We start from the raw sequence: 21,074 nt of genomic DNA, 5'->3' as shown, positions 1-21,074 counted from the left end.
ATAATATGAAAAAATGGCTTTTAGCGACTGTTTTAGGTGCGACGATGATATTTGCTTCTGCTTGCGGAGGTGGAAGTAATCAGGGAGGCAGCTCCGGCGGCTCTGACAATGAGAAAAATGAGGTAATTAAAGTTGGCGCATCACCTGTTCCACATGCAGAAATTTTAGAGGAAGCAAAACCGCTTCTTGAGAAAAAAGGATATAAATTGAAAATTGAAGAATTCACTGATTATGTATTGCCGAATAAAGCTTTAGCGGAAAAGGATATTGATGCAAACTACTTCCAGCATATCCCTTACCTTGAAGCACAGAAACAAGAACATGGATATGATTTTGTCAATGCCGGCGGAATTCATATTGAGCCAATTGGCGTATATTCAAAAAAATATAAATCTTTAGAGGAGCTTCCGGATGGAGCTACTATTATCATGAGTAACTCAGTTGCTGACCATGGACGCATGCTGTCAATGCTGGAGGAAAAAGGTTTAATTAAGCTGAAAGATGGCGTTGATAAAACGAAAGCGACAGTTGATGACATAGCAGAAAACAAAAAGAATTTGAAATTCAAAACAGACATCGAAGCGCCAATGTTGACGAAAGCTTATGAAAACAATGAAGGCGACGCTGTATTAATTAACGGGAACTTTGCTCTGGATGCAGGACTTGACCCATCAAAAGATGCCATTGCTCTTGAATCGCCAAAAGACAATCCGTATGTAAACGTCATTGCTGTCCGCAGTGAAGATAAAGACTCTGAAAAAATTAAAGCTCTTGTAGAAGTGTTACAATCAGATGAAATTAAAGAATTTATTCAAACAAATTATCAAGGCTCCGTTATTCCTGCTGAATAATCAATTGGGAAGCTGTGCATATTTACGCGCAGCTTCTTTTTTTGGACCAAGCTGAGCTGGTATTGTTTGGACAAAAATTCATTTGAGAAAAAACGTACGAACTTAGGTGAAATTTATGCCGCCAAAAAAGCAAATAGAAAGTGCTGTTCATTTCGATTAAGCGCTTCAGCAGAACATAAGAAAGGGAATGGGGCATTTACTCAACATAATTTTACAATTGCTTGTTTCAAAAAGGTTGAGCTATCAATAGCATGAAAGATCAGTGTCAAATGCAAGATGAATATTGTATTTTTTTCTCTCCAGCGGGAATGCAGCCGAAAGGAAATATATGAAGCAGCAGGATTTGCACCAGCTTTCGAAGAAGGACTTGTGATGAGCTTAGCGGCCGCATTTAGAACGGAATGTTTTGCATGAAAAACAAATAAAGATGTAATTTTCAGTATTTTGGAGCATTTGTAAGATTGAACCTTTAATCCTTTCTCATTGGCTTAAAATGGGTTTTAAGCTGTTTTAATCAGCGATACAGCAGGTTGCTTGCAAGCTGTAATCATTGCTAACATTAAATTGTATAAAAAATGAAAGGATTGGTTCATTATTTATTTAAACCAAGAAATGATAGACATTAAATTTACGTCTGAAATGGAAAAAGCAATGCATCAATTTCACGGAATGGGATATAACGAATATAGGAGAACACATAAGAAGCGAATGAAGGTTGAAAGAAAAAGAGAACGAAATTACCGCAGCAGCCAAATTGTAACAGCTAATCTGAAAGGGAAATTGTTTTTGTCTACGCTAAACTAAATCAGCCAGTCGGCAAAGACTGGTTTTTCTTTTTATTGAATACATACAACAAGTTTGTTTGAATGATACTAAGATGACTATATACTTTGTTCCTAAAAATTTGGTAATATGAATAATGTTGTGAGATATTAAAAGGTTGTATTCACTTTTAATTTGTTATAAAATAATAATGAGAATAAATTGAGAATGATATTAATATTTGACCTATAGATTAATGGAGGTATTGGTTATGTCAGGATCTACATTAACGATTAAAGATTTGCATGTTTCCGTAGAAGGGAAAGAAATTTTAAAAGGTGTGAACCTTGAAATAAAAGGCGGAGAAATTCATGCGATCATGGGGCCGAACGGAACAGGAAAATCAACTCTTTCCTCCGCGATCATGGGACATCCAAAATATGAAGTGACACAAGGATCCATAACTCTCGACGGACAAGATGTGCTTGAGATGGAAGTAGATGAGCGTGCGCGTGCAGGACTTTTTCTTGCCATGCAATATCCAAGTGAGATCAGCGGAGTCACAAATGCTGATTTCTTGCGTTCAGCTATCAACGCCCGCCGAGGCGAAGGCAACGAAATTTCTTTAATGAAATTTATTCGCAAAATGGATGAAAAAATGGAATTTCTTGAAATAGATCAAGGGATGGCGCAGCGATATTTAAATGAAGGATTCTCGGGCGGTGAGAAAAAGCGGAATGAAATACTTCAATTAATGATGCTTGAGCCTAAGATTGCCATCTTGGACGAAATTGATTCAGGCTTAGATATTGATGCGTTGAAAATTGTTTCCAAAGGTATCAACGAAATGCGGAGCCCTGAGTTTGGCTGCCTGATTATTACACACTATCAACGTCTGTTAAACTATATTACACCAGATTTTGTTCATGTTATGATGCAAGGAAGAATCGTGAAATCCGGCGGAGCAGAACTAGCTCAGCGTCTTGAAGCAGAAGGATATGACTGGATTAAAAAGGAATTAGGCATCGAAGACGAAACAGTAGGGCAAGAAGCGTAAGCGTTAGGAGGATCAAAATGACTGTAGAAACGAAACTACCGTTTGACCAGAAATATATAGAAAATTTCTCCAAACAGTTAGGAGAACCGGACTGGCTGAAAGATCTTCGCTTGCTTGCTCTTGCAAAAGCTGAAGAGCTTCCATTGCCAAAGCCGGATAAAACCAAAATCGACAAATGGAATTTCTCACAGTTTTCTAAACATGTCGTTTCCAGCAGCACTCTATCTTCTCTTGATGAGCTGCCGGAAGAAGTAAAAACGCTTATTGAGGCAGATGAAGAACATAAAAATCTTTATATACAACGTGACAATACACCTGCCTTTTTGACAGTCTCTGAAGATTTGAAAGAAAAAGGAGTTATTTTTACTGACATTCACACGGCTGCGAAGGAACACGGAGACTTGCTTAAGCAATATTTTATGAAAGATGGAGTAAAAATTGATGAACATCGGCTGACAGCTTTGCACGCAGCCTATTTAAACGGCGGGGTCTTTGTGTATGTGCCGAAAAATGTAGAAGTGGAAAAGCCTCTTCAGGCGGTTTTTATACATGAAAACCCTGAAGCCAATTTGTTTAATCATGTGATCATCGTTGCGGATGATAATAGTTCTGTTACGTATGTCGAAAACTACATCTCGACCACCGAAACAGAGGGTGCTGTGTTTAATTTAATTACCGAAGTTATCGCCAATACTAATGCGAAAGTTTCCTACGGTGCGGTTGACAATCTGACTGAAAACATCACAACATATGTGAACCGCCGCGGGGTTGCTGGACGCGATGCAAAAATTCTTTGGGCATTAGGATTAATGAATGACGGCAATACGATTTCTGAAAACACAACAAATCTTGTCGGAGACGGTTCTATAGGCGATACAAAAACAGTTGTTGTTGGGAGAGGAAGCCAAATTCAAAACTTTACGACGAAGGTCGTTCACTTTGGCAAACATACCGAAGGCAACATTTTAAAACATGGTGTTATGAAAGACAGTGCGACGTCCATTTTTAACGGCATCGGCAAAATTGAGCACGGTGCATCGAAATCGAATGCTGAGCAGGAATCCCGCGTTTTAATGTTAAGTGAAAAGGCAAGAGGAGACGCAAATCCGATTTTGCTCATTGATGAAGATGATGTTGTCGCCGGCCATGCCGCATCTGTGGGGCGTGTTGACCCGATTCAGCTCTATTATTTAATGAGCAGAGGAATTTCAAAATCGGAGGCTGAGCGATTAATTATTCATGGATTTTTAGATCCTGTTGTAAGACAAATGCCGATTGAAAGTGTAAAAAACCAATTGACAGAGGTTATTGAAAGGAAAGTTCGGTAATGGATATTAAAGAAATTCGCAAACAGTTCCCGATCCTTAGTCAAAAGGTCAACGGCCGCGATTTAGTTTATTTGGATAATGCTGCAACATCGCAAAAGCCAAATGTCGTCATTGATGCAATCACAAAATACTACCGCGAGTACAATTCAAATGTGCATCGCGGTGTTCATACACTTGGTACAAAAGCTACAGATGCCTATGAAGGTTCACGGGAAAGAGTTCGTCAATTTATTAACGCAAAATCCGTCCAGGAAATTATTTTTACACGGGGAACAACAACAGGTCTAAATATGGTGGCACAGAGCTATGGAAGGGCCAATTTAAATGAAGGCGATGAAATTGTCATTACGTACATGGAGCATCATGCCAATTTAATTCCATGGCAGCAAGTTGCAAAAGAAACAGGAGCTACGTTAAAATATATACCACTAAAAGAAGACGGAACTATCTCGTTAAGTGATGTTCGAAATACGATTACAGCCAATACGAAAATTGTTTCGATTGCGCTCGTATCCAATGTTCTTGGCACGATCAATCCAGTAAAAGAAATAGGCGAAATTGCTCATCAAAATGGAGCTGTTCTTGTCGTAGATGCTGCTCAAGGAGCACCACATATGAAAATTGATGTTCAAGATTTAAATTGTGATTTTCTTGCTTTCTCGGGACATAAAATGTGTGCTCCGACAGGAATCGGTGTTCTATACGGAAAAAAAGAGCTGCTCGAAAATATGGAACCGGTTGAAACCGGCGGAGAGATGATTGATTTTGTCGGTTTATATGAATCTACATGGAAGGAGCTCCCATGGAAATTTGAAGCTGGTACACCAATTATTGCCGGAGCAGTTGGATTAGCCGCAGCAATTGACTTTTTAGAAGAAATTGGACTTGAGAATATTTTCAATCATGAACATAGACTTGCCCAATATGCATTGGAGCAATGCTCAAATATTGAAGGCATGACAATTTACGGACCGAAAGAACGGGCTGGGCTCGTTACCTTCAACCTCGAAGGCATTCATCCTCACGACGTGGCAACTGTTCTGGATGCGGAAGGTATTGCGATCCGAGCCGGGCACCATTGCGCCCAGCCATTGATGAAATGCTTAGAAGTATCAGCGACAGCACGGGCGAGCTTTTATCTATATAATACTGAAGAAGAAATTGATTTATTCATTCGCGCAATTCAAAAAACAAAGGAGTATTTCGGCAATGTCATTTGATAATCTTGACACATTGTATCGTCAAGTCATTATGGATCACTATAAAAATCCTAGAAATAAAGGCTCTCTTCAAGACAGCGTTACGGTTGACATGAACAATCCAACCTGCGGTGATAGAATTCATTTGACAATGAAAATTGAGGATGGAAAAGTCATCGATGCGAAGTTTGAAGGGGAAGGCTGCTCCATTTCGATGTCATCGGCATCCATGATGACCGAAGCGATCAAAGGACAAACGATTGAAAATGCTCTTAAGCTTTCTAAAATCTTCTCCGATATGATGCAAGGCAAGGAATACGATGATGATATTGATTTAGGAGATATTGAAGCATTGCAAGGCGTTTCAAAATTTCCAGCTCGAATCAAATGTGCAACGCTTGCCTGGAAAGCGATGGAAAAAGGTGTGCGATCTGAAGTCGAGTGATAAAATTTAAATTAGATTGGAGTGAGAAAGTATGGCGAAAAAAATGCCTGAAATAGGCGATTATAAGTATGGCTTTGTCGATAAAGACGTTTCTATATACCGAGCAGAACGCGGATTGACAAGAGAAATTGTTGAACAAATTTCGAAAATGAAAAATGAGCCTGAGTGGATGCTGCAATTCCGCTTGAAAGCTTTAGACCATTTTTATAAAATGCCAATGCCTCAATGGGGCGGCGATTTGTCTGCTTTAGATTTCGATGAAATTACTTATTACGTAAAACCTTCTGAACACTCAGGACGTTCTTGGGATGAAGTTCCAGAAGAAATTAAACGCACTTTTGATAAGCTCGGAATTCCTGAAGCGGAACAAAAATATTTAGCAGGTGTTTCTGCCCAATACGAATCAGAAGTTGTGTATCACAATATGAAAGAAGACCTTGAAAAAATGGGCATCATTTTTAAAGATACAGACAGCGCCTTAAAAGAAAACGAGGACATCTTTAAAAAATATTGGGCGACGGTCGTTCCGCCGACTGATAACAAATTTGCCGCTTTAAACTCTGCAGTTTGGTCAGGGGGTTCATTTATTTACGTTCCGCCTGGAGTAAAAGTTGATACGCCTTTGCAAGCATATTTCCGAATTAATTCAGAAAACATGGGACAATTTGAACGTACGTTAATTATAGTTGATGAAGGTGCCCACGTTCATTATGTTGAAGGATGTACGGCGCCTGTCTACACAACTAACTCGCTGCACAGTGCTGTTGTAGAAATCATTGTGAAAAAGGGAGCCTATTGCCGCTATACAACGATTCAAAACTGGGCAAACAATGTGTATAACTTAGTAACGAAACGTGCGGTTTGTGAAGAAAATGCAACAATGGAATGGATTGACGGAAACATCGGTTCGAAATTAACTATGAAATATCCTGCAGTCGTATTGAAAGGTGAAGGTGCACGGGGCATGACATTGTCCATTGCCCTTGCCGGTAAAGGTCAACATCAAGATGCAGGAGCGAAAATGCTTCATTTAGCGCCGAATACTTCATCTACGATTGTTTCGAAATCGATCTCGAAACAAGGTGGAAAAGTAACGTACCGAGGTATTGTCCATTTTGGTCGGAAAGCAGATGGAGCACGTGCAAACATTGAATGCGACACATTAATCATGGATAACCAATCAACTTCCGACACGATTCCATATAATGAAATCCTAAACGATAATATATCTTTGGAACATGAAGCAAAAGTATCGAAAGTATCTGAAGAGCAGCTATTTTATCTCATGAGCCGCGGCATTTCTGAAGAGGAAGCAACCGAAATGATCGTTATGGGATTCATTGAACCATTCACAAAAGAGCTGCCAATGGAATACGCCGTTGAAATGAACCGCCTCATCAAGTTTGAAATGGAAGGAAGTATTGGATAATCCTTATAATACTAAGGGGGTGTCTAATAAGTCGTTTTTACGGCTTATTGACGCCCCCATTAATGTTTTAGAAACGTTGATATATCGGTGTTTATAATTTTTTGTTTTCAATGGGGATTTGAGGACAGTCCCACAATTCACCCACAAAAATTAGATATTCATGTTTGTATACCGTTAATACAACTCCAGTGCCTCGTCCTCAATTTTATTGGTCACATGGAGATATGTGTCAGCGGTATTTTTATGCTTTAGTATCTTAATCTTTCGCTCCAGCTAAAGGAGAGCATCATGTAAAGAAAGAACAGGGAGTTTGTATGTTTGCACACTTCTGTGGCGGTCACAAGCAGGAAACGTCACTCACCGGACTATTTCTAAAGTTTACATTGCATAACAGCTTTTCCCCAATGCCAATAGTGGCTGTGAGAAAGAAGAATCAGAAGGCTTTAAAATTTCGCTTGCCCCTCTCCTCTAGAACACCATAAATGATGGCTTACGTTTTTCTATGAGGCTTGAACATCTTCTCATACAAAAATAAAACCGAGCCGCAAATCGCTGCAAGGAGAATAAAAGATAACAAGAAAAATAATGGATTGATAAAACCAAATGCTATATTATTTGCAGTAATTTCATCTCCTGATAAAAATTCATCATATTAGGGGTATAAGATGTTGGCCAAATATAACTGTTCCTAAAATATATAATTATGGAGTGCAAGAGAAACAATCACGGCTTCTTTCACGATCTTCAACACAGACCACCTCAATATGTATTGCGCGTCATTTTCTGAAGCCGCATCCTTTTTAATGAGATCCTTTCATAAAGAAGAAGCAAACTCATTTATACGATCAAAATATATTTAGCCCCTAAGCGATAATTTACCTATTAAAATCCCATGTCCATTCCCAAAACTTACTACCTTGGGCTACTATAAAGTAATCAAACCATTTTTCAAAAGTCAGGTTTAGAAACCCAAACGGATCGTCCAAACTTCCGCCGTTGTCAAGCCAATAAAGATATCCTTTTCTTTCGGGAGCTAAAGCTATAATGAGCCGCAGCCATCGTAGCCATATCCAATAGGAAACCAATCTGGAGGATAATCAATATATTGATAATCCTCTAGTATCTCTTCGACAGATAATAATTGCAGTCCACCTCCGTTTTCAGGATCATCAAATAATGTAGCACCATTACATATTTTCAGAAAGTCTTCATAGTCACTAGGAATATTAAAAGGCAGCTTCTTGATTTCTTCTTCTGTTGCAGGGGGATTGAAACGAAATTGTAGTTTTCCTAAAAATCCTTCTTCATTTTGAACAACCAGCATATTCTTTTCATCTAGTCTTTTATTCAAAGCATCTAAAGTCATTTTGATTCGTACTGACATGTTGTGGCTATCACTCCTTTTATCATTCATCCAGCAAGGACTAACAATCTTTCTGTGGAAATCCTTTTACAGTTGTATGAGGTTACTAAAATTGTCGAATACGGTGTATTTTATCATTTGGCAAACTGTGCTCTTATATGTTTATTATACCATTTTCTGTAATTTTTTCTATCTGAAGTAGTCCAATTGGCGGCATCAGCTTTTTCAAGTTGTAAATGATGAATCTGTGAATTATTTCCTGATCATAGATCCTTATAACATCTTTACTTTACCTGTTTCTTCGATCAGCAACTGTACAGGATGAGATATTTGAACTTTTTTGTTGCAAAACTCTTTATTTTTATTGTTGTTATAAATACAATGTCCAAAAATACTGCCAGCCTTTTATAACAAAAAAGTGCTTAAATCGTGAATCTTTTTCGATGCTGTATTATGATGAGTATATAAAGACTACATTGATAGGAGTAAGAAATGATTTACATAGGCTTGACAGGTTGGGGAGATCATGATTCTCTCTATCCATCCGGGACATCATCGAATGATAAATTAACGATTTATGCAGGACATTTTCCTGTTGTTGAGGTCGATTCCACTTTTTATTCGATACAGCCTGAGAAAAACGTTCGAAAATGGGTGAACGAGACGCCCAAAAATTTTCAATTCATTGTAAAGGCTTATAAAGGAATGACTGGACACGAAACAGGCTTAGGATCTTTCGAAAGCCGCTCAGAAATGTTCGCTGCTTTTTATAAAATGATTCAGCCCTTTCAAGAAGCGAATAAATTGGCAATGGTTCTTTTTCAATTTCCCCCTTGGTTTCACTGCAAAAGAGAAAATGTTGATTTCTTGCGATGGTGCAAAGAGCAAATGAAGGATGCCCCTTGTGCACTAGAATTTCGCCACCGCTCCTGGTTCCTTCCTACATATTATGAAAAAACGCTTCAATTCATGGAGAAGGAAGGGTGGATTCACACCATTTGTGATGAGCCGCAGGCAGGGGAAAATTCAGTTCCGACCGTATTATATTGCACGAATAGAGAAAAGACCTTGGTAAGATTTCATGGACGAAATGTTCATGGATGGCTGAGGCCAAAAGAAGGGAATTGGCGTGAAGTACGATATTTATATAGATATAATGAACAAGAGCTTGATGAATGGAAAGGACACATAAAAATGCTGAAAAAGCAAACAAAAGATCTCTATCTCATTTTCAACAACAACTCGGGCGGAGACGCGGCGGACAATGGAAAAGAACTGATGAAAAAGTTAGGAATTACATATCATGATTTAGCGCCAAGGCAGCTTGATTTATTTGAGTGTTTTGAAAAGTATCCCACTGAAGGAGAGAGCGACTTTGATTGAGACGGTTCATATATATCATACGAATGATCTGCACAGTCATTTTGAAAATTGGCCGAAAATCGTTCATTATCTAAAAACAAAAAAACATATTCATAAAAGTAAAAACGAAACTGTTTTTTTATTCGATATCGGCGATCACGTCGATCGCTTTCACCCAATTACTGAAGCGACCGGGGGAGTCGCAAATGTTGAGCTGCTGAATCATTTAACACCAGATGCAATAACGATTGGAAATAATGAAGGAATTACTCTTCCTTTTGAAGCATTGGATCGGCTGTATAATCATGCACAATTCCCGGTCATTGTGTCTAATTTATTTTACTTAGACGGTACTAGACCAAAATGGGCAAAGCCTTATGTGATTAAACATTTACAAAATGGAGTCCGAATCGGTATTTTAGGCGTAACGGTTTGCTTTGAGCAATTTTACCGTCAGTTAGGGTGGATGATAACAGAACCGATGGCAAATATAAAAGAAACATTGGAGGAAATCCGGGGCAAAGCAGATGTTATCATTCTTTTATCACACCTTGGAATATCCGATGATGAATGGATTGCTCAACAATTTCCTGATATCGATGTTATATTAGGAGCCCATACACATCATGTGCTTGATCGTGGAAAGCTTGTAGGCAATACGCTTTTGGCGGGAGCAGGAAAGTTTGGACAGTGGCTTGGACATATTGAACTTAAGATCGACTCTGCTCAAAAGAAGCTGGTAAATAAAAAAGCGGAGATTATTGAAACGAAAACGATTGAAAAAGAAGATGTTTTTACCATAAAGTGGCTTGATCAAAAAAAAGCTGAAAGTGCTCAAAAACTTAACGAAGTTGTTGTGGAATTAAAAGAAGAATTACGGATTGATTGGTTTTCAGATTCACCATTTGCAAAGCTGTTGGCTTCCGCTTTAAAAGAATGGTGCGATGGGGAAGTTTCCATGGTGAATGCCGGAGTATTGCTTGAATCGCTTCCGAAAGGACTCGTCACAAAAGGCGATTTGCACCGGATTTGTCCTCATCCGATTAATCCTTGTAAAATCATGGTTCAAGGCGATCAATTAAAAGAAGTTATTTTACAAGCACGGACAAAAGAAATGGAGCAATTGAAGCTTAAAGGATTAGGCTTCAGAGGCAAAGTAATGGGGCGTATGGTTTTTGACGGCATTGAAACGGTCATGGAAACGTTGGAAGATGGCAAGGAACATGTGAAAAAGATCTTTGTAAATGGAAAACATCTTGATCAAAATCATGTGTATGCAGTGGCAACTATTGATATGTTTACATTAGGTCCATTATATCCGCAATTAAGCCGTGTAAAGAATAAAATATACTTCATGCCTGAATTGCTAAGAGATGTACTTGCTTGGAAATTATCGAAACAGTTCCTGCAAATCCATCAATAAATTTTTGTCAACATCTCCTTTCCTTTCATAAAGTGAAGTAGGGAAGGAGGGTATTTTATGGTATCTGTATCGCCGGTTAAAATTGGTGATCATCAATTTACCGCCATTACCATTCAGCTGCCAAAAACGAATTTCATGGCTGTTACAGCCGAAAAAGGTTATATTATGTGCGGTGCGCTTGATGTAGCCTTATTGAATGAAAAATTAAAAGAGAGAAAAATTATTGCCGGCCGCGCTGTCGGAGTGAGGACAATTGAGCAGCTTCTTGAAGCCCCATTGGAATCAGTCACAACAGAAGCGGAGGCAATTGGCATTAAAGCAGGGATGACAGGCAAAGAAGCACTATTGAAAATGGTAGAAAAATAAAAAACAACCATTATCTTTTTATAAAAGAATGATTATTGCTCATCTATAGTGTACAGATGAAAGAAGTTTCCAAAACGTACCATCTATGAATTTAAATAAGATGTATTCCTTAATGGATTTTTCAACAGACATGAAAAAGTATTTTCTATCATTTGATCAGCGATATAGTCGCAAGTAATTGCCATTCAGTCGAGTAAAAAACATAAAATTGATTCATAAAGAGCCCGTTCCTGAGTTGGTGCGGGCTCTTTATTGTGCGCCCGGCATGGGTGTAATCTATAGGGTGAAAGTCCCGAGCTGCGAAGGCAGAAGTAGCAGTTAGCTTAACGCAAGGGTGTCCGTGGTGACGCGGAATCTGAAGGAAGCGAGCGGCAAACTTCCGGTCTGAGGAACACGAACTTCATATGAGGCTAGGTATCACTGGGTGAGTTTGCAAGACAAAACAAAGCCCTTTCTGCCGAAGGTGATACAGAGTAAATGAAGCAGATGGATGGAAGGAAAGATTACACTCTTACCCGGGGAGGTCTGGCTGGCACGCCAAGTAACCTTGGTAACCTATCTAGTGATAGATAGCTGAACAGTCAGAAGTCAGCAGAGGTCATAGTATTAGTTGGTCTAGAACAACTAAGAAGGACCGAACAATTAAGAGAGAATAGCCCTTGGCATTCAGTGAGTCATGATGAACACAGAAAACGTAGTACCTCACTTGAGGGAGGAAGCGGTGAATCCCGTGGGAGATCTCTTGGAGGGTGGAGTGACCACTGGCATAAAGAGAACAGCTATTCACGGAAGTTATAAAGACTTGCGTCAATTATCTTAATTGAACCGCCGTATACGGAACCGTACGTACGGTGGTGTGAGAGGACGGGAGTTAATCGCTCCCTCCTACTCGATTTTTTTCTTTTTGCCATTCAAGCCGTTCCCATAGTTTTAAATGCGGATAAGGGTCAAAAGACCACTCGGTTTTACCGTTGTCTTTATACATCCCGTAATGCAAGTGCGGCGGGAATTTGCCAGATGTTCCTGGAGGGCCGTAGCCGCTGCTTCCGACAGAACCGATGATTTGCCCCGGTTTTACGATTTGTCCAACGTGAATGTCTTTGGCAAAGCCGTTTAAATGTGCAAAATAATGGTACGTATTCTGAATGTCCCGAATACCGATTCTCCAGCCCCCATAGCGATTCCAGCCTTTCATTTCGACAATTCCGTAGCAAGTGGAACGAACCGGTACGCCATAATGTGCAAATATATCTGTGCCTTCATGAATTCTCCGGCCGCCCCATCCGCGCGCATCTCCCCATGTGTCACGGTAGCTGTAATCAGTTCTGACGGGAAGAGGAAAAGCATGCTCGTTTAATTGCAGATGCCCGAAATGTTTGAACAATTTCATATGACCTAAAATAATTCCGACCGTTTTATCACGGTGATAATAAGACCATAAACCAATTTTTAAATTTTCTATATCATTACCATATTTTGATAAAAAATGTGCAAAACTATATAAGACATCTTCATCATGATCCATTTGCGCTTTGCCGTCGCCGTTTCCATCCATTCCGATTCCCCCAAATAGCTGAATGCTAACCGGATTTTGGTCGTTCAAATTCGGATTGGCTGTCCCAGCCCATTTATCAGGAGGAATGTAAATGCCAATAACTCCTTTTTGTTTTGGGATATCATTTTTTATTTTTCTGACGTTTCGTTCGTATTGGTCGCACGCAGCCAATACATACCAAGGAATCTGGGTGATGGCTTCCACCTTTTTATACAGGCTCATTCGCAAATGATTTATTTGTTGTTCAGTTAATTGACTGGACGCATTGGCATGGCTGGAAAATAAAGATAAAAGTGCAGCCAATAATAACATTTTTCTGAGAACCACAATTGATAAACTCCTTTCCATCATGTCATGTCTTAGTGTAAGAAAAAAGTAAAGTTTCAATGGCTGGAAATTGAAGGAATATAAAATTCCTTTTTCTTGTCCAATATCTTTCCTTATGTTAAATTGACTATAGTGTATCATCTTTATTTTTTTAATGATTACATATTGGAGATGATGAAAAATGGCTCAAAAAGAAGAAAGTTTACGAAAACCTGAATGGCTTAAAATAAAATTAAATACAAACGAGAATTACACAGGGTTAAAAAAATTGATGCGCGAGCAAAAGCTTCATACGGTTTGTGAAGAAGCGAAATGCCCCAATATTCATGAATGCTGGGCAGTGAGAAGAACGGCAACATTTATGATTTTAGGAAGCGTTTGTACACGCGCATGCCGCTTCTGTGCAGTGAAAACAGGACTGCCAACCGAGCTTGATTGGCAAGAGCCGGAGCGTGTAGCGGATTCCGTCCGCATTATGAACTTAAAGCATGTTGTCATCACTGCAGTTGCCCGTGATGATTTGAAAGATGGCGGAGCAGCCGTTTTTGCTGAAACGGTTCGTGCTGTGCGCAAAAAAAATCCATTTACTACAATAGAAGTTCTTCCATCTGACATGGGCGGAGTGTACGAAAATTTAAAAACATTAATGGACGCTAAACCTGATATTTTAAACCATAATATTGAAACTGTTCGGCGCTTAACCCCAAGGGTTCGCGCTCGTGCAACCTATGAACGTTCTTTGGAGTTTTTGCGGAGAGCAAAAGAAATCAATCCGGATATTCCGACAAAATCAAGCATTATGATCGGGCTTGGGGAAACGAAAGAAGAAATTATCGAAGCGATGGACGACCTTCGTGCAAATCATGTTGACATCATCACAATCGGACAATATTTGCAGCCTACGAAAAAACATTTAAAAGTTCAAAAATTTTACCATCCAGATGAATTTGCAGAATTAAAAGAAATTGCTTTGTCAAAAGGATTCAGCCATTGCGAGGCAGGTCCGTTAGTCCGTTCGTCTTATCATGCTGATGAACAAGTAAATGAGGCAGCCAAACAGCGGCAGGCAAAAGCTTAAAGCCACAGAGCCGTCAAGAATTTCTTGACGGCCCGTTTTAATAAAAATAGGTAAATAACCTCTAAAAAATTCACCTATGCATCAACGTTTATTTCATTGATCTTTTATGTCGTGATCAATACTTTCGTTCATTTCTCCGAATCCTTCGCCATTTGCATTTTCACCAGCATTCAATTTTCTTCCTTGGGGAGACTTTAACATGCGCTGAATGGTCTGGTTTAAATTGCGGTTAATATTTGGAGACTCTCCATCAAGAGTGCTGTATGATTCGATTTCTTTAAACAGATTAGGATTATCGGTTACATAAATATGAAAATAACGCGGAACAATGGATGCAGCTGTCTTTTTCACTTGGTCAGCTGTTTCAAATTTGTTGTTTGAATCGGTTTTATACGCTATAAGAACTTCTTCATCTGTTACGAGCGTAGCAGCATCATGAACATTTGGAAGCTGGACGGCAAGCCTTCCGATTACGTCTGCTAATTGTTCCCGATTGATGACAGGAGTTTTTACTGTGGCTTTCTCTATTCCGGCTGTTGGACTTTTTTGATGCCGGACATATCCAAAGCTGTCTGAATCTTTATTGCTGTTATAATTATCATTTCTTTCTGCCACGTTTACCGTATTCCCGTTTTCATTATATAGACCTTTTCCTTCTTGATCATATTGGCACCCGCTGGCTGCAAGCGCAGCTATGATAAAAGGAGTAAAAAGCCTTTTTTTCATTTCAGCACCTCCTTATAATTTTAGGATTGCCGCTTTTAAAAAATTGTTGTCAGGCAATTGATGGAGGGAAATCATTTGTTTATGATAAACATATGGAAGAGGGTGAATTTGTAAATGATCACAATTTTTAATCAAACATACGAGCTTATAAAAGATTTTAAAAATGGTTTTAATGAAGAGGCTTTTAAAGCAAGGTACAGTGAAATTTTAAACAAATATGATTATATTGTCGGCGATTGGGGATATAGCCAATTGCGGCTGAGAGGATTTTTTGATGATCAAAACCAAAAAGCAACACATGATACGAAAATCAGCTCATTAGATGAATATTTGTATGAATATTGCAATTTCGGCTGTGCTTATTTTGTATTAAAGAAAATAAAAAAATAAACGCCAGATGCAAAAACATCTGGGTGTGAAAAAGTAATCAGGACGGCATACAGCCGTCCTGATTACTTTATTTCATACGGGTCTTCTTCATTTTTATCAGGTTCATCATGAGGAGGATGACTGCCCGGAAATTGTCTCGGCAAATTCTGATGCAAGGATTTGAATTCATAGTTAAAACTGCTATATGGACGCTGACCTTCTTCCCAAGGTGTGCTTTTATTCTCCACAGGTTCATCCTTTCCCCGCGGAGCTCCGTAGGCGCCTTCCGGCATATCCTCCGGGATAATATAGTTTCGCATTGTTTCCACTACTGAAAAATCAGTATATTCATTTTGTTTGTCCATTTTGTTCACCTGTCCATGATTTTACCATTATCGTTCCTCATGGAAGGTAATTTATACATTAGACGATCTCATATAAAAACTCCCGAAGCTCTTTTGCGTCTTCATCATTTAATTGATAAATATCTTCTAAATACCCCGGTTCTTTAAGATCATCTTCCCCAATGATCGCAAACCGGTTGCTTTGCAAATTTAGTACAAGATATTTTCCGTAATAGCGGTCCGATTGAATAATGGCTAAATCAAAGCGTTGATTTTCTCCCATAAAGCTAACAAATCTTGTTTTTGTCTCGACGGTTTCATCATACAAAAAAAAGCGTTCGGCCATGGTTCATTACCTCCGTTTCTTATAATTGCATTGTAGCATAAGATGATGCATTCACAACGATTTATCGCAAATTTGTGAGAAAACTTACCTCTGTTTCGATTCGCATAGCGATTTTTCTGTTGAAATAGAAGCAAAATAACACAATTTTTTTATCAGCCCGCACATCTGCTGCCAATCAGCCATGATTTCTGTATCGAAGGGGAAGTTAATTGGAGAAACATATCATGAATCGGCACGAAAGTCATATTCAAAATCCTCCTCTGCTTGTCATGAAAAATCGTCATCTGTAAAAGCAATTTTTTGTGCGCGTTTAGGAATTTCTTTACTAAATTGAAAAAATCTAAGCGGATTCTACCCGGCATGCAAGATGTATCAAACCGCGGAAAGCTTACGCCTGCTCAATCACGAAATCCAAATTTTAGAAACATCAGCTCTGTTTGCCAAAATCGATCCGTCTAACGAGAGGATTTAGTGTCTCTGCTTTAAAAAACTCAAAAGTGTGTAAAGTAGTAGGTAGTTCAAATGGTCGAGTATGGTAAAATAAAAAACGGATACAAAAACCTTAAGAAAGGAAAGAAATCATATGTATTTTGTGGACAGAAAAAAGATTGAAGATACTGTAAAATTTGTAGAAGATCTTGTATCCATGTTTGAAGGCCATCAACAGTGGGAGTCTGATGTTGAAAAAAAAGCGTTGGAGCGGATTGCCCAATTGTTGATTGAGGCGATTTTAGATATCGGAAACGGAATTATTGACGGTTTTATTATGCGGGACCCGGGCAGCTATGAAGACATTATTGACATTTTAGAAGATGAATCTGTCGTTGACAGCAGGGATGCGGAAGGATTAAAAAAATTAATTTCCTACAGAAAAATGCTCGTTCAAGATTATTTAAACATACGGCATGAAGAACTGTATGATTCAATATCAACCCATTTACAAGTTTTGAGAAATTTTTGTCATCGTGTTCGAACCTACTTGGAAGATGAACTTGGACCAGTTACAGCTTTTAAGCCGTAATGGATTGATTGAAGGAGTGAAAAAAAATTGAAGAAATATAAAGGATATTTCATCGATTTAGACGGTACCATGTATCGGGGTACAGAAAAAATTGAAGAAGCTGAAGAATTTGTTAAAAAACTGAAGGAAAAAGGAATTTCGTACTTATTTATGACAAACAATTCTTCTAAAACCCCGAAGCAAGTAGCTGAAAAACTAATCAGTCTCGGCATTCCGGCGGAAGAGCATCAAATTTTAACTTCAAGCATTGCCACAGCCAACTTTATTTGGGAAAGAAAACAAAATGCTTCTATATATGTAATCGGTGAAGAGGGGCTGCGAAAGGCCTTGGAGGAAAAAGGTTTTCGCTTCGTCGATGAAAATCCGGATTTTGTCGTTGTGGGTATTGACCGAAACATCAATTATGAAAAGCTTGCCAAGGCCTGTTTAGCGGTTCGTGCAGGTGCAACATTTATTTCAACAAACGGGGATACTGCTCTGCCGACTGAGCGAGGACTGCTTCCAGGCAATGGCGCCATTACATCGGTCATTTCAGTATCTACAAATGTTCAGCCGATTTTTATCGGAAAACCTGAAAAAATTATTGTAGAGCAAGGGCTGAAAATGCTGAAAACGAAAAAAGAAGAAACGCTTCTTGTCGGAGATAATTACGAGACGGATATTAAGGCAGGTATCCAATCAGGGATGGACACCCTTCTTGTGCATACAGGCGTAACAACGAAAGAACACTTAAAACACAAAGAAATACAACCGACTTATACAGTGAATAACCTTTCGGAATGGCATGTGCTATGATGAAGCCTTTTTCTTTTCCAGCTGATTTCACAATAGGTGCTCCGCTGCCCCTACTGTGAATCAGTGGATCGATGGGCGAGCCGGCTTGAAGCTGCCGCTGCAATGGCTCCGACAATATCATCTAGAAAAGTATGACACTTACCTGTGCTTTTATCGTTTAAATGAGCAAGTATACCAGGCTTTTGTTTATCGATATAGCCATAGTTCGTAAACCCGATTGATCCGTAAATATTCACAATGGAAAATGCAAGAATTTCATCAATTCCATATAATCCTTCATCCGATTGGATGATCGATTGAAGAGGCTCCTGTAAACCCCCCTTTTCTGCTAGAACATCTAATTGAATTCCGGTTAAAATGGCATTTTGAACCTCTCTTTTCGAAAGAACTCTTTCCACGTTTTGTAAACAGTCTTCTTTTGTTAAGTTCGGATAATATTGCTGCTGTAAAAAATAGACGAGCTCTGCGATGTCATCCGGTGTAACTCCTCTATCTTTCAGCCATTTTCTTGCAGTTTGCTCTATTTTATCCATGTCGTTCACCCTATCTTTTACAAGTATATGAAAGTGCTGAAATCGGCTGTGACGCCGATTTCAATAAATTCTTGCTTAAATTTTCAAAAAGCATCAACATCTTTTTTATATTGTATACACAAAAGCTTTTCTACATGTTATAGTTTATGGCATTTTTTCATTATTTATATTGGGGTGTTTTTTTGAACAATGGATTTATAGGGGGAATTAGGAATGAAAGAGCTTTTAAAAAAGCATTATGGAATAGATGTACTCGACTTTTTTTCAATTGGTCAATGGCAGGGGTTTAAAACAAAAAGAAATATCGGTTTTATTGCTGCTGTTTCACATATTGACCATAAGGAGCTTTATGAACTGTATGAAATGAGTCGTTATCTCCTTATGACTAACGAGAGAAAAGCTGCTTCGTTTTTATTAACTGTAAATGGGGATCTTACGGCAGAACATAATGGAACGCGCTACGCTGTGTTTCAAATACCTCAACAAACAAAGCGGCTTAATATAACTTCTCTCGGAAAAGAGCTGTCATTTTTTCACGAAGTTGGCAGAAGGCTGCCTTTTACTCCCGTTCATTCGAATCGAATTGGGCAATGGAGAAATTTATGGGCAAGGCGGATCGATCAAATGGAGCAATTTTGGAGTATTCAAATTGCTTCAAAGCCTCATCACGCCTTTGACAAGCTATTTATTGAATCCTTTCCATATTATTTAGGCTTAGGCGAAAATGCCATCCAATATTTAGCGGATACTGAGCTTGATGATCGACCATTGCCGGTTGATTCCGGCACCATATGTCATCAACGTTTTACGAGAGAAATATGGGAAAACGCATTTTCATTGCCTGTTGATTTCGTTTTTGATCATGGAGGAAGAGATATTGCTGAATGTTTAAGGTATGATTTTCTGACAGGAAGGCAAACAATTGATGAGCTTTTTTTGGCAGAATACGACCGAGCGTCTCCGTTATCCTCTTTTTTTTGGCGGTTAGTTTTTAGCAGGCTTTTGTTTCCTGTTCATTATTTTGAATGTGTTGAAAACTATTATCTTGCAGAGGAAGAAGAAAGGGATTCTCTGCAATTTCAAATGGAAAAAATTTTGCAAACATCTTCGCAATATGAGCAATTTTTATCTTCGTTTTCATCTATGATATATTTGAGGAAAAAGCAAATTGTATTGCCGGCTTTGACATGGTTATAAAAGGTTCAGTCGCATTTTGTTGTGGTATCATAAAAAAGAAAGCAGCTAAAATCTTGTAGCTGTTTCGAACAAAGCATTGATTTTGTCATATCAATTCAAAACAATAGCTATTTATTAGAAGAAGGAGAAGATGAATCAGTGACCCAATATATTTTTGTAACAAGAAAACTGCCAGAAAACCTATTGGATCCTCTTCGTTCCATCGGAGTTGTCGACATGTGGGAGCAGGATTCTCCATGTCCGAGGTCTGTATTATTGGAAAAGGCCAAAAAAGCTGATGCTCTGCTTACAATGCTGTCAGACCGGGTGGATGAAGAACTGCTTCAAAAAGCCAAAAAATTAAAAATCGTTGCTAATTTAGCAGTCGGGTATGACAATATCGATCTCGAAGCGTCGAAAAAGTACGGCGTGACTGTAACTAATACACCGGATGTACTAACAGATACGACTGCCGATTTAACCTTTGCTTTGTTAATGGCAGCGGCAAGAAGATTGGTTGAAGCTGCGGAGTATGTAAAAGAAGGAAAATGGACAGGGTGGTCTCCATTTTTGTTGGCAGGAAGCGATATCCATCATAAAACGATTGGGATCGTTGGGATGGGGAAAATTGGAGAAGCTGTTGCGAGACGGGCAAAAGGATTTGATATGGAAATTTTGTATCATAATCGTTCAAAGAAACCGGATGTGGAAAAAGAGCTTGGAGCGAAATACTGCACATTTGATGAATTGCTAGAGAAAGCCGATTTTGTCGTTAATTTAACACCATTAACAAATGAAACGAAAAACTTGTTTGACGAGGAAGCCTTTAAAAAAATGAAAACAAGTGCAATATTTGTTAATGCTGGCAGAGGAGCATCTGTTGATGAAAACGCTTTGTATAATGCTCTAAAAACTGGTGAAATCGCTGGTTGTGGATTGGATGTGTTTAAAGAAGAACCGATTGATTCCAATCATCCGCTTTTATCATTGAAACAAGTTGTAGCACTTCCGCATATCGGCAGCGCGAGTCGGGAAACCCGCATAAAAATGATCGAACTTTGCGTCGAAAATATTCAACGTGTGTTAACGGGCGAGAAACCGAAAACAGCCGTTGTTTAAACGCCCAAAAAGCGTTTACATATGCGGATGATGAAAATTTCTCTTGTAAAATCAGTCATTGAAATTTATAATGTCTTATAAAACAGTTAATGTCTTTTTA

21 protein-coding genes are annotated in these 21,074 nt (G+C 38.8%); 15 read left to right on the top strand and 6 right to left on the bottom strand.

From position 1 onward, the window contains the following. Positions 1–5: 5 nt before the first annotated feature. The 6 genes from NSQ61_RS11375 to sufB all read left to right on the top strand — a co-directional run bounded on the left by NSQ61_RS11375 (position 6) and on the right by sufB (position 7,071). The gene (locus tag NSQ61_RS11375) at positions 6–851 is read left to right on the top strand and encodes a MetQ/NlpA family ABC transporter substrate-binding protein (protein WP_339194483.1); all 846 of its coding nucleotides are present in this window, start codon (positions 6–8) and stop codon (positions 849–851) included. A gap of 1,033 nt (positions 852–1,884) precedes the next feature. Then, positions 1,885–2,670: a Fe-S cluster assembly ATPase SufC gene (gene sufC, locus NSQ61_RS11370; protein ID WP_340807025.1), complete on the top strand. Its 786-nt coding sequence runs from the start codon at positions 1,885–1,887 to the stop codon at positions 2,668–2,670. 17 nt (positions 2,671–2,687) lie between these two features. Beyond that, positions 2,688–3,998, top strand: coding sequence for a Fe-S cluster assembly protein SufD (gene sufD, locus NSQ61_RS11365; RefSeq protein ID WP_063386929.1), 1,311 nt, complete (start codon positions 2,688–2,690; stop codon positions 3,996–3,998). After that, positions 3,998–5,218, top strand: a complete 1,221-nt coding sequence (locus tag NSQ61_RS11360; RefSeq protein ID WP_063386928.1) for a cysteine desulfurase — start codon at positions 3,998–4,000, stop codon at positions 5,216–5,218. The genes sufD and NSQ61_RS11360 overlap by 1 nt, the downstream gene beginning before the upstream one ends. Next, on the top strand, positions 5,208–5,642 hold the full coding sequence (sufU, locus tag NSQ61_RS11355) for a Fe-S cluster assembly sulfur transfer protein SufU (RefSeq protein ID WP_063386927.1): 435 nt from the start codon (positions 5,208–5,210) through the stop codon (positions 5,640–5,642). Before NSQ61_RS11360 ends, sufU begins: the two co-directional genes overlap by 11 nt. Positions 5,643–5,673: 31 nt before the next feature. Then, positions 5,674–7,071, top strand: a complete 1,398-nt coding sequence (sufB, locus tag NSQ61_RS11350) for a Fe-S cluster assembly protein SufB (protein ID WP_063386926.1) — start codon at positions 5,674–5,676, stop codon at positions 7,069–7,071. Positions 7,072–8,110: 1,039 nt separating this feature from the next. On the opposite strand, the gene NSQ61_RS11345 is transcribed toward sufB, so the two are convergent. Beyond that, a complete protein-coding gene (locus NSQ61_RS11345) occupies positions 8,111–8,455 on the bottom strand; it encodes an SMI1/KNR4 family protein (protein WP_340807022.1) in 345 nt (114 codons plus the stop codon). A gap of 471 nt (positions 8,456–8,926) precedes the next feature. Here NSQ61_RS11345 and NSQ61_RS11340 point away from each other — a divergent pair, with 471 nt between their 5' ends. The 3 genes from NSQ61_RS11340 to NSQ61_RS11330 are packed head-to-tail and all read left to right on the top strand — an operon-like array spanning position 8,927 to position 11,585. Beyond that, on the top strand, positions 8,927–9,817 hold the full coding sequence (locus tag NSQ61_RS11340; protein ID WP_063387097.1) for a DUF72 domain-containing protein: 891 nt from the start codon (positions 8,927–8,929) through the stop codon (positions 9,815–9,817). Continuing rightward, positions 9,810–11,219: a bifunctional metallophosphatase/5'-nucleotidase gene (locus tag NSQ61_RS11335; RefSeq protein ID WP_339211061.1), complete on the top strand. Its 1,410-nt coding sequence runs from the start codon at positions 9,810–9,812 to the stop codon at positions 11,217–11,219. The genes NSQ61_RS11340 and NSQ61_RS11335 overlap by 8 nt, the downstream gene beginning before the upstream one ends. 57 nt (positions 11,220–11,276) lie before the next feature. Next, the gene (locus NSQ61_RS11330) at positions 11,277–11,585 is read left to right on the top strand and encodes a YunC family protein (RefSeq protein WP_063387095.1); all 309 of its coding nucleotides are present in this window, start codon (positions 11,277–11,279) and stop codon (positions 11,583–11,585) included. 871 nt (positions 11,586–12,456) lie between these two features. On the opposite strand, the gene NSQ61_RS11325 is transcribed toward NSQ61_RS11330, so the two are convergent. Then, a complete protein-coding gene (locus NSQ61_RS11325; RefSeq protein ID WP_340808104.1) occupies positions 12,457–13,452 on the bottom strand; it encodes a M23 family metallopeptidase in 996 nt (331 codons plus the stop codon). A gap of 196 nt (positions 13,453–13,648) precedes the next feature. Here NSQ61_RS11325 and lipA point away from each other — a divergent pair, with 196 nt between their 5' ends. Then, entirely contained in the window at positions 13,649–14,545 is an 897-nt protein-coding gene (lipA, locus tag NSQ61_RS11320; protein ID WP_063387093.1) for a lipoyl synthase, read from the top strand. 93 nt (positions 14,546–14,638) lie between these two features. Here lipA and NSQ61_RS11315 read toward each other — a convergent pair whose 3' ends face one another. Beyond that, a complete protein-coding gene (locus NSQ61_RS11315; RefSeq protein ID WP_094245251.1) occupies positions 14,639–15,271 on the bottom strand; it encodes a YhcN/YlaJ family sporulation lipoprotein in 633 nt (210 codons plus the stop codon). A gap of 114 nt (positions 15,272–15,385) precedes the next feature. Between NSQ61_RS11315 and NSQ61_RS11310 the strand changes: the two genes are divergently transcribed. Beyond that, positions 15,386–15,661, top strand: coding sequence for a YutD family protein (locus NSQ61_RS11310; protein WP_063387091.1), 276 nt, complete (start codon positions 15,386–15,388; stop codon positions 15,659–15,661). A 62-nt stretch (positions 15,662–15,723) separates the two neighbouring features. On the opposite strand, the gene NSQ61_RS11305 is transcribed toward NSQ61_RS11310, so the two are convergent. Continuing rightward, a complete protein-coding gene (locus NSQ61_RS11305; RefSeq protein ID WP_063387090.1) occupies positions 15,724–16,005 on the bottom strand; it encodes a hypothetical protein in 282 nt (93 codons plus the stop codon). A 58-nt stretch (positions 16,006–16,063) separates the two neighbouring features. After that, positions 16,064–16,330 (bottom strand): DUF3055 domain-containing protein, encoded by a 267-nt coding sequence (locus tag NSQ61_RS11300; RefSeq protein WP_340807017.1) that lies wholly within the window; start codon positions 16,328–16,330, stop codon positions 16,064–16,066. A gap of 583 nt (positions 16,331–16,913) precedes the next feature. On the opposite strand from NSQ61_RS11300, the gene hepT reads away from it, so the two are divergent. Together hepT and NSQ61_RS11290 are read left to right on the top strand one after the other, a co-directional pair. Then, a complete protein-coding gene (gene hepT / locus NSQ61_RS11295; RefSeq protein ID WP_094245252.1) occupies positions 16,914–17,351 on the top strand; it encodes a type VII toxin-antitoxin system HepT family RNase toxin in 438 nt (145 codons plus the stop codon). Positions 17,352–17,378: 27 nt separating this feature from the next. After that, positions 17,379–18,146 (top strand): TIGR01457 family HAD-type hydrolase, encoded by a 768-nt coding sequence (locus NSQ61_RS11290; RefSeq protein ID WP_063387087.1) that lies wholly within the window; start codon positions 17,379–17,381, stop codon positions 18,144–18,146. Positions 18,147–18,196: 50 nt separating this feature from the next. Here the strand turns inward: NSQ61_RS11290 and NSQ61_RS11285 are convergent, their stop codons facing one another. Beyond that, complete coding sequence (locus tag NSQ61_RS11285; protein WP_063387086.1) at positions 18,197–18,679, bottom strand: phosphatidylglycerophosphatase A family protein; 483 nt, start codon at positions 18,677–18,679, stop codon at positions 18,197–18,199. A gap of 213 nt (positions 18,680–18,892) precedes the next feature. Here NSQ61_RS11285 and yutH point away from each other — a divergent pair, with 213 nt between their 5' ends. Both yutH and NSQ61_RS11275 read left to right on the top strand, forming a co-directional pair. Continuing rightward, positions 18,893–19,876: a spore coat putative kinase YutH gene (yutH, locus tag NSQ61_RS11280; protein ID WP_340807015.1), complete on the top strand. Its 984-nt coding sequence runs from the start codon at positions 18,893–18,895 to the stop codon at positions 19,874–19,876. Between the two features lie 138 nt (positions 19,877–20,014). Further along, positions 20,015–20,974, top strand: coding sequence for a 2-hydroxyacid dehydrogenase (locus NSQ61_RS11275; RefSeq protein WP_340807013.1), 960 nt, complete (start codon positions 20,015–20,017; stop codon positions 20,972–20,974). Positions 20,975–21,074: the final 100 nt, after the last annotated feature.

The sequence above is a fragment of the Aeribacillus sp. FSL K6-1121 genome, assembly GCF_038003725.1.
In the GTDB taxonomy this organism is placed as follows: domain Bacteria; phylum Bacillota; class Bacilli; order Bacillales; family Aeribacillaceae; genus Aeribacillus; species Aeribacillus composti.
This window is presented reverse-complemented; position numbering and strand designations above follow the sequence as displayed.

Coding starts and splice junctions, on each gene's coding strand:
- NSQ61_RS11375 (WP_339194483.1), top strand. CDS start 6: ATGAAAAAATGGCTTTTAGCGACTGTTTTAGGTGCGACGATGATATTT.
- sufC (WP_340807025.1), top strand. CDS start 1,885: ATGTCAGGATCTACATTAACGATTAAAGATTTGCATGTTTCCGTAGAA.
- sufD (WP_063386929.1), top strand. CDS start 2,688: ATGACTGTAGAAACGAAACTACCGTTTGACCAGAAATATATAGAAAAT.
- NSQ61_RS11360 (WP_063386928.1), top strand. CDS start 3,998: ATGGATATTAAAGAAATTCGCAAACAGTTCCCGATCCTTAGTCAAAAG.
- sufU (WP_063386927.1), top strand. CDS start 5,208: ATGTCATTTGATAATCTTGACACATTGTATCGTCAAGTCATTATGGAT.
- sufB (WP_063386926.1), top strand. CDS start 5,674: ATGGCGAAAAAAATGCCTGAAATAGGCGATTATAAGTATGGCTTTGTC.
- NSQ61_RS11345 (WP_340807022.1), bottom strand. CDS start 8,455: ATGTCAGTACGAATCAAAATGACTTTAGATGCTTTGAATAAAAGACTA.
- NSQ61_RS11340 (WP_063387097.1), top strand. CDS start 8,927: ATGATTTACATAGGCTTGACAGGTTGGGGAGATCATGATTCTCTCTAT.
- NSQ61_RS11330 (WP_063387095.1), top strand. CDS start 11,277: ATGGTATCTGTATCGCCGGTTAAAATTGGTGATCATCAATTTACCGCC.
- NSQ61_RS11325 (WP_340808104.1), bottom strand. CDS start 13,452: ATGTTATTATTGGCTGCACTTTTATCTTTATTTTCCAGCCATGCCAAT.
- lipA (WP_063387093.1), top strand. CDS start 13,649: ATGGCTCAAAAAGAAGAAAGTTTACGAAAACCTGAATGGCTTAAAATA.
- NSQ61_RS11315 (WP_094245251.1), bottom strand. CDS start 15,271: ATGAAAAAAAGGCTTTTTACTCCTTTTATCATAGCTGCGCTTGCAGCC.
- NSQ61_RS11310 (WP_063387091.1), top strand. CDS start 15,386: ATGATCACAATTTTTAATCAAACATACGAGCTTATAAAAGATTTTAAA.
- NSQ61_RS11305 (WP_063387090.1), bottom strand. CDS start 16,005: ATGGACAAACAAAATGAATATACTGATTTTTCAGTAGTGGAAACAATG.
- NSQ61_RS11300 (WP_340807017.1), bottom strand. CDS start 16,330: ATGGCCGAACGCTTTTTTTTGTATGATGAAACCGTCGAGACAAAAACA.
- hepT (WP_094245252.1), top strand. CDS start 16,914: ATGTATTTTGTGGACAGAAAAAAGATTGAAGATACTGTAAAATTTGTA.
- NSQ61_RS11285 (WP_063387086.1), bottom strand. CDS start 18,679: ATGGATAAAATAGAGCAAACTGCAAGAAAATGGCTGAAAGATAGAGGA.
- yutH (WP_340807015.1), top strand. CDS start 18,893: ATGAAAGAGCTTTTAAAAAAGCATTATGGAATAGATGTACTCGACTTT.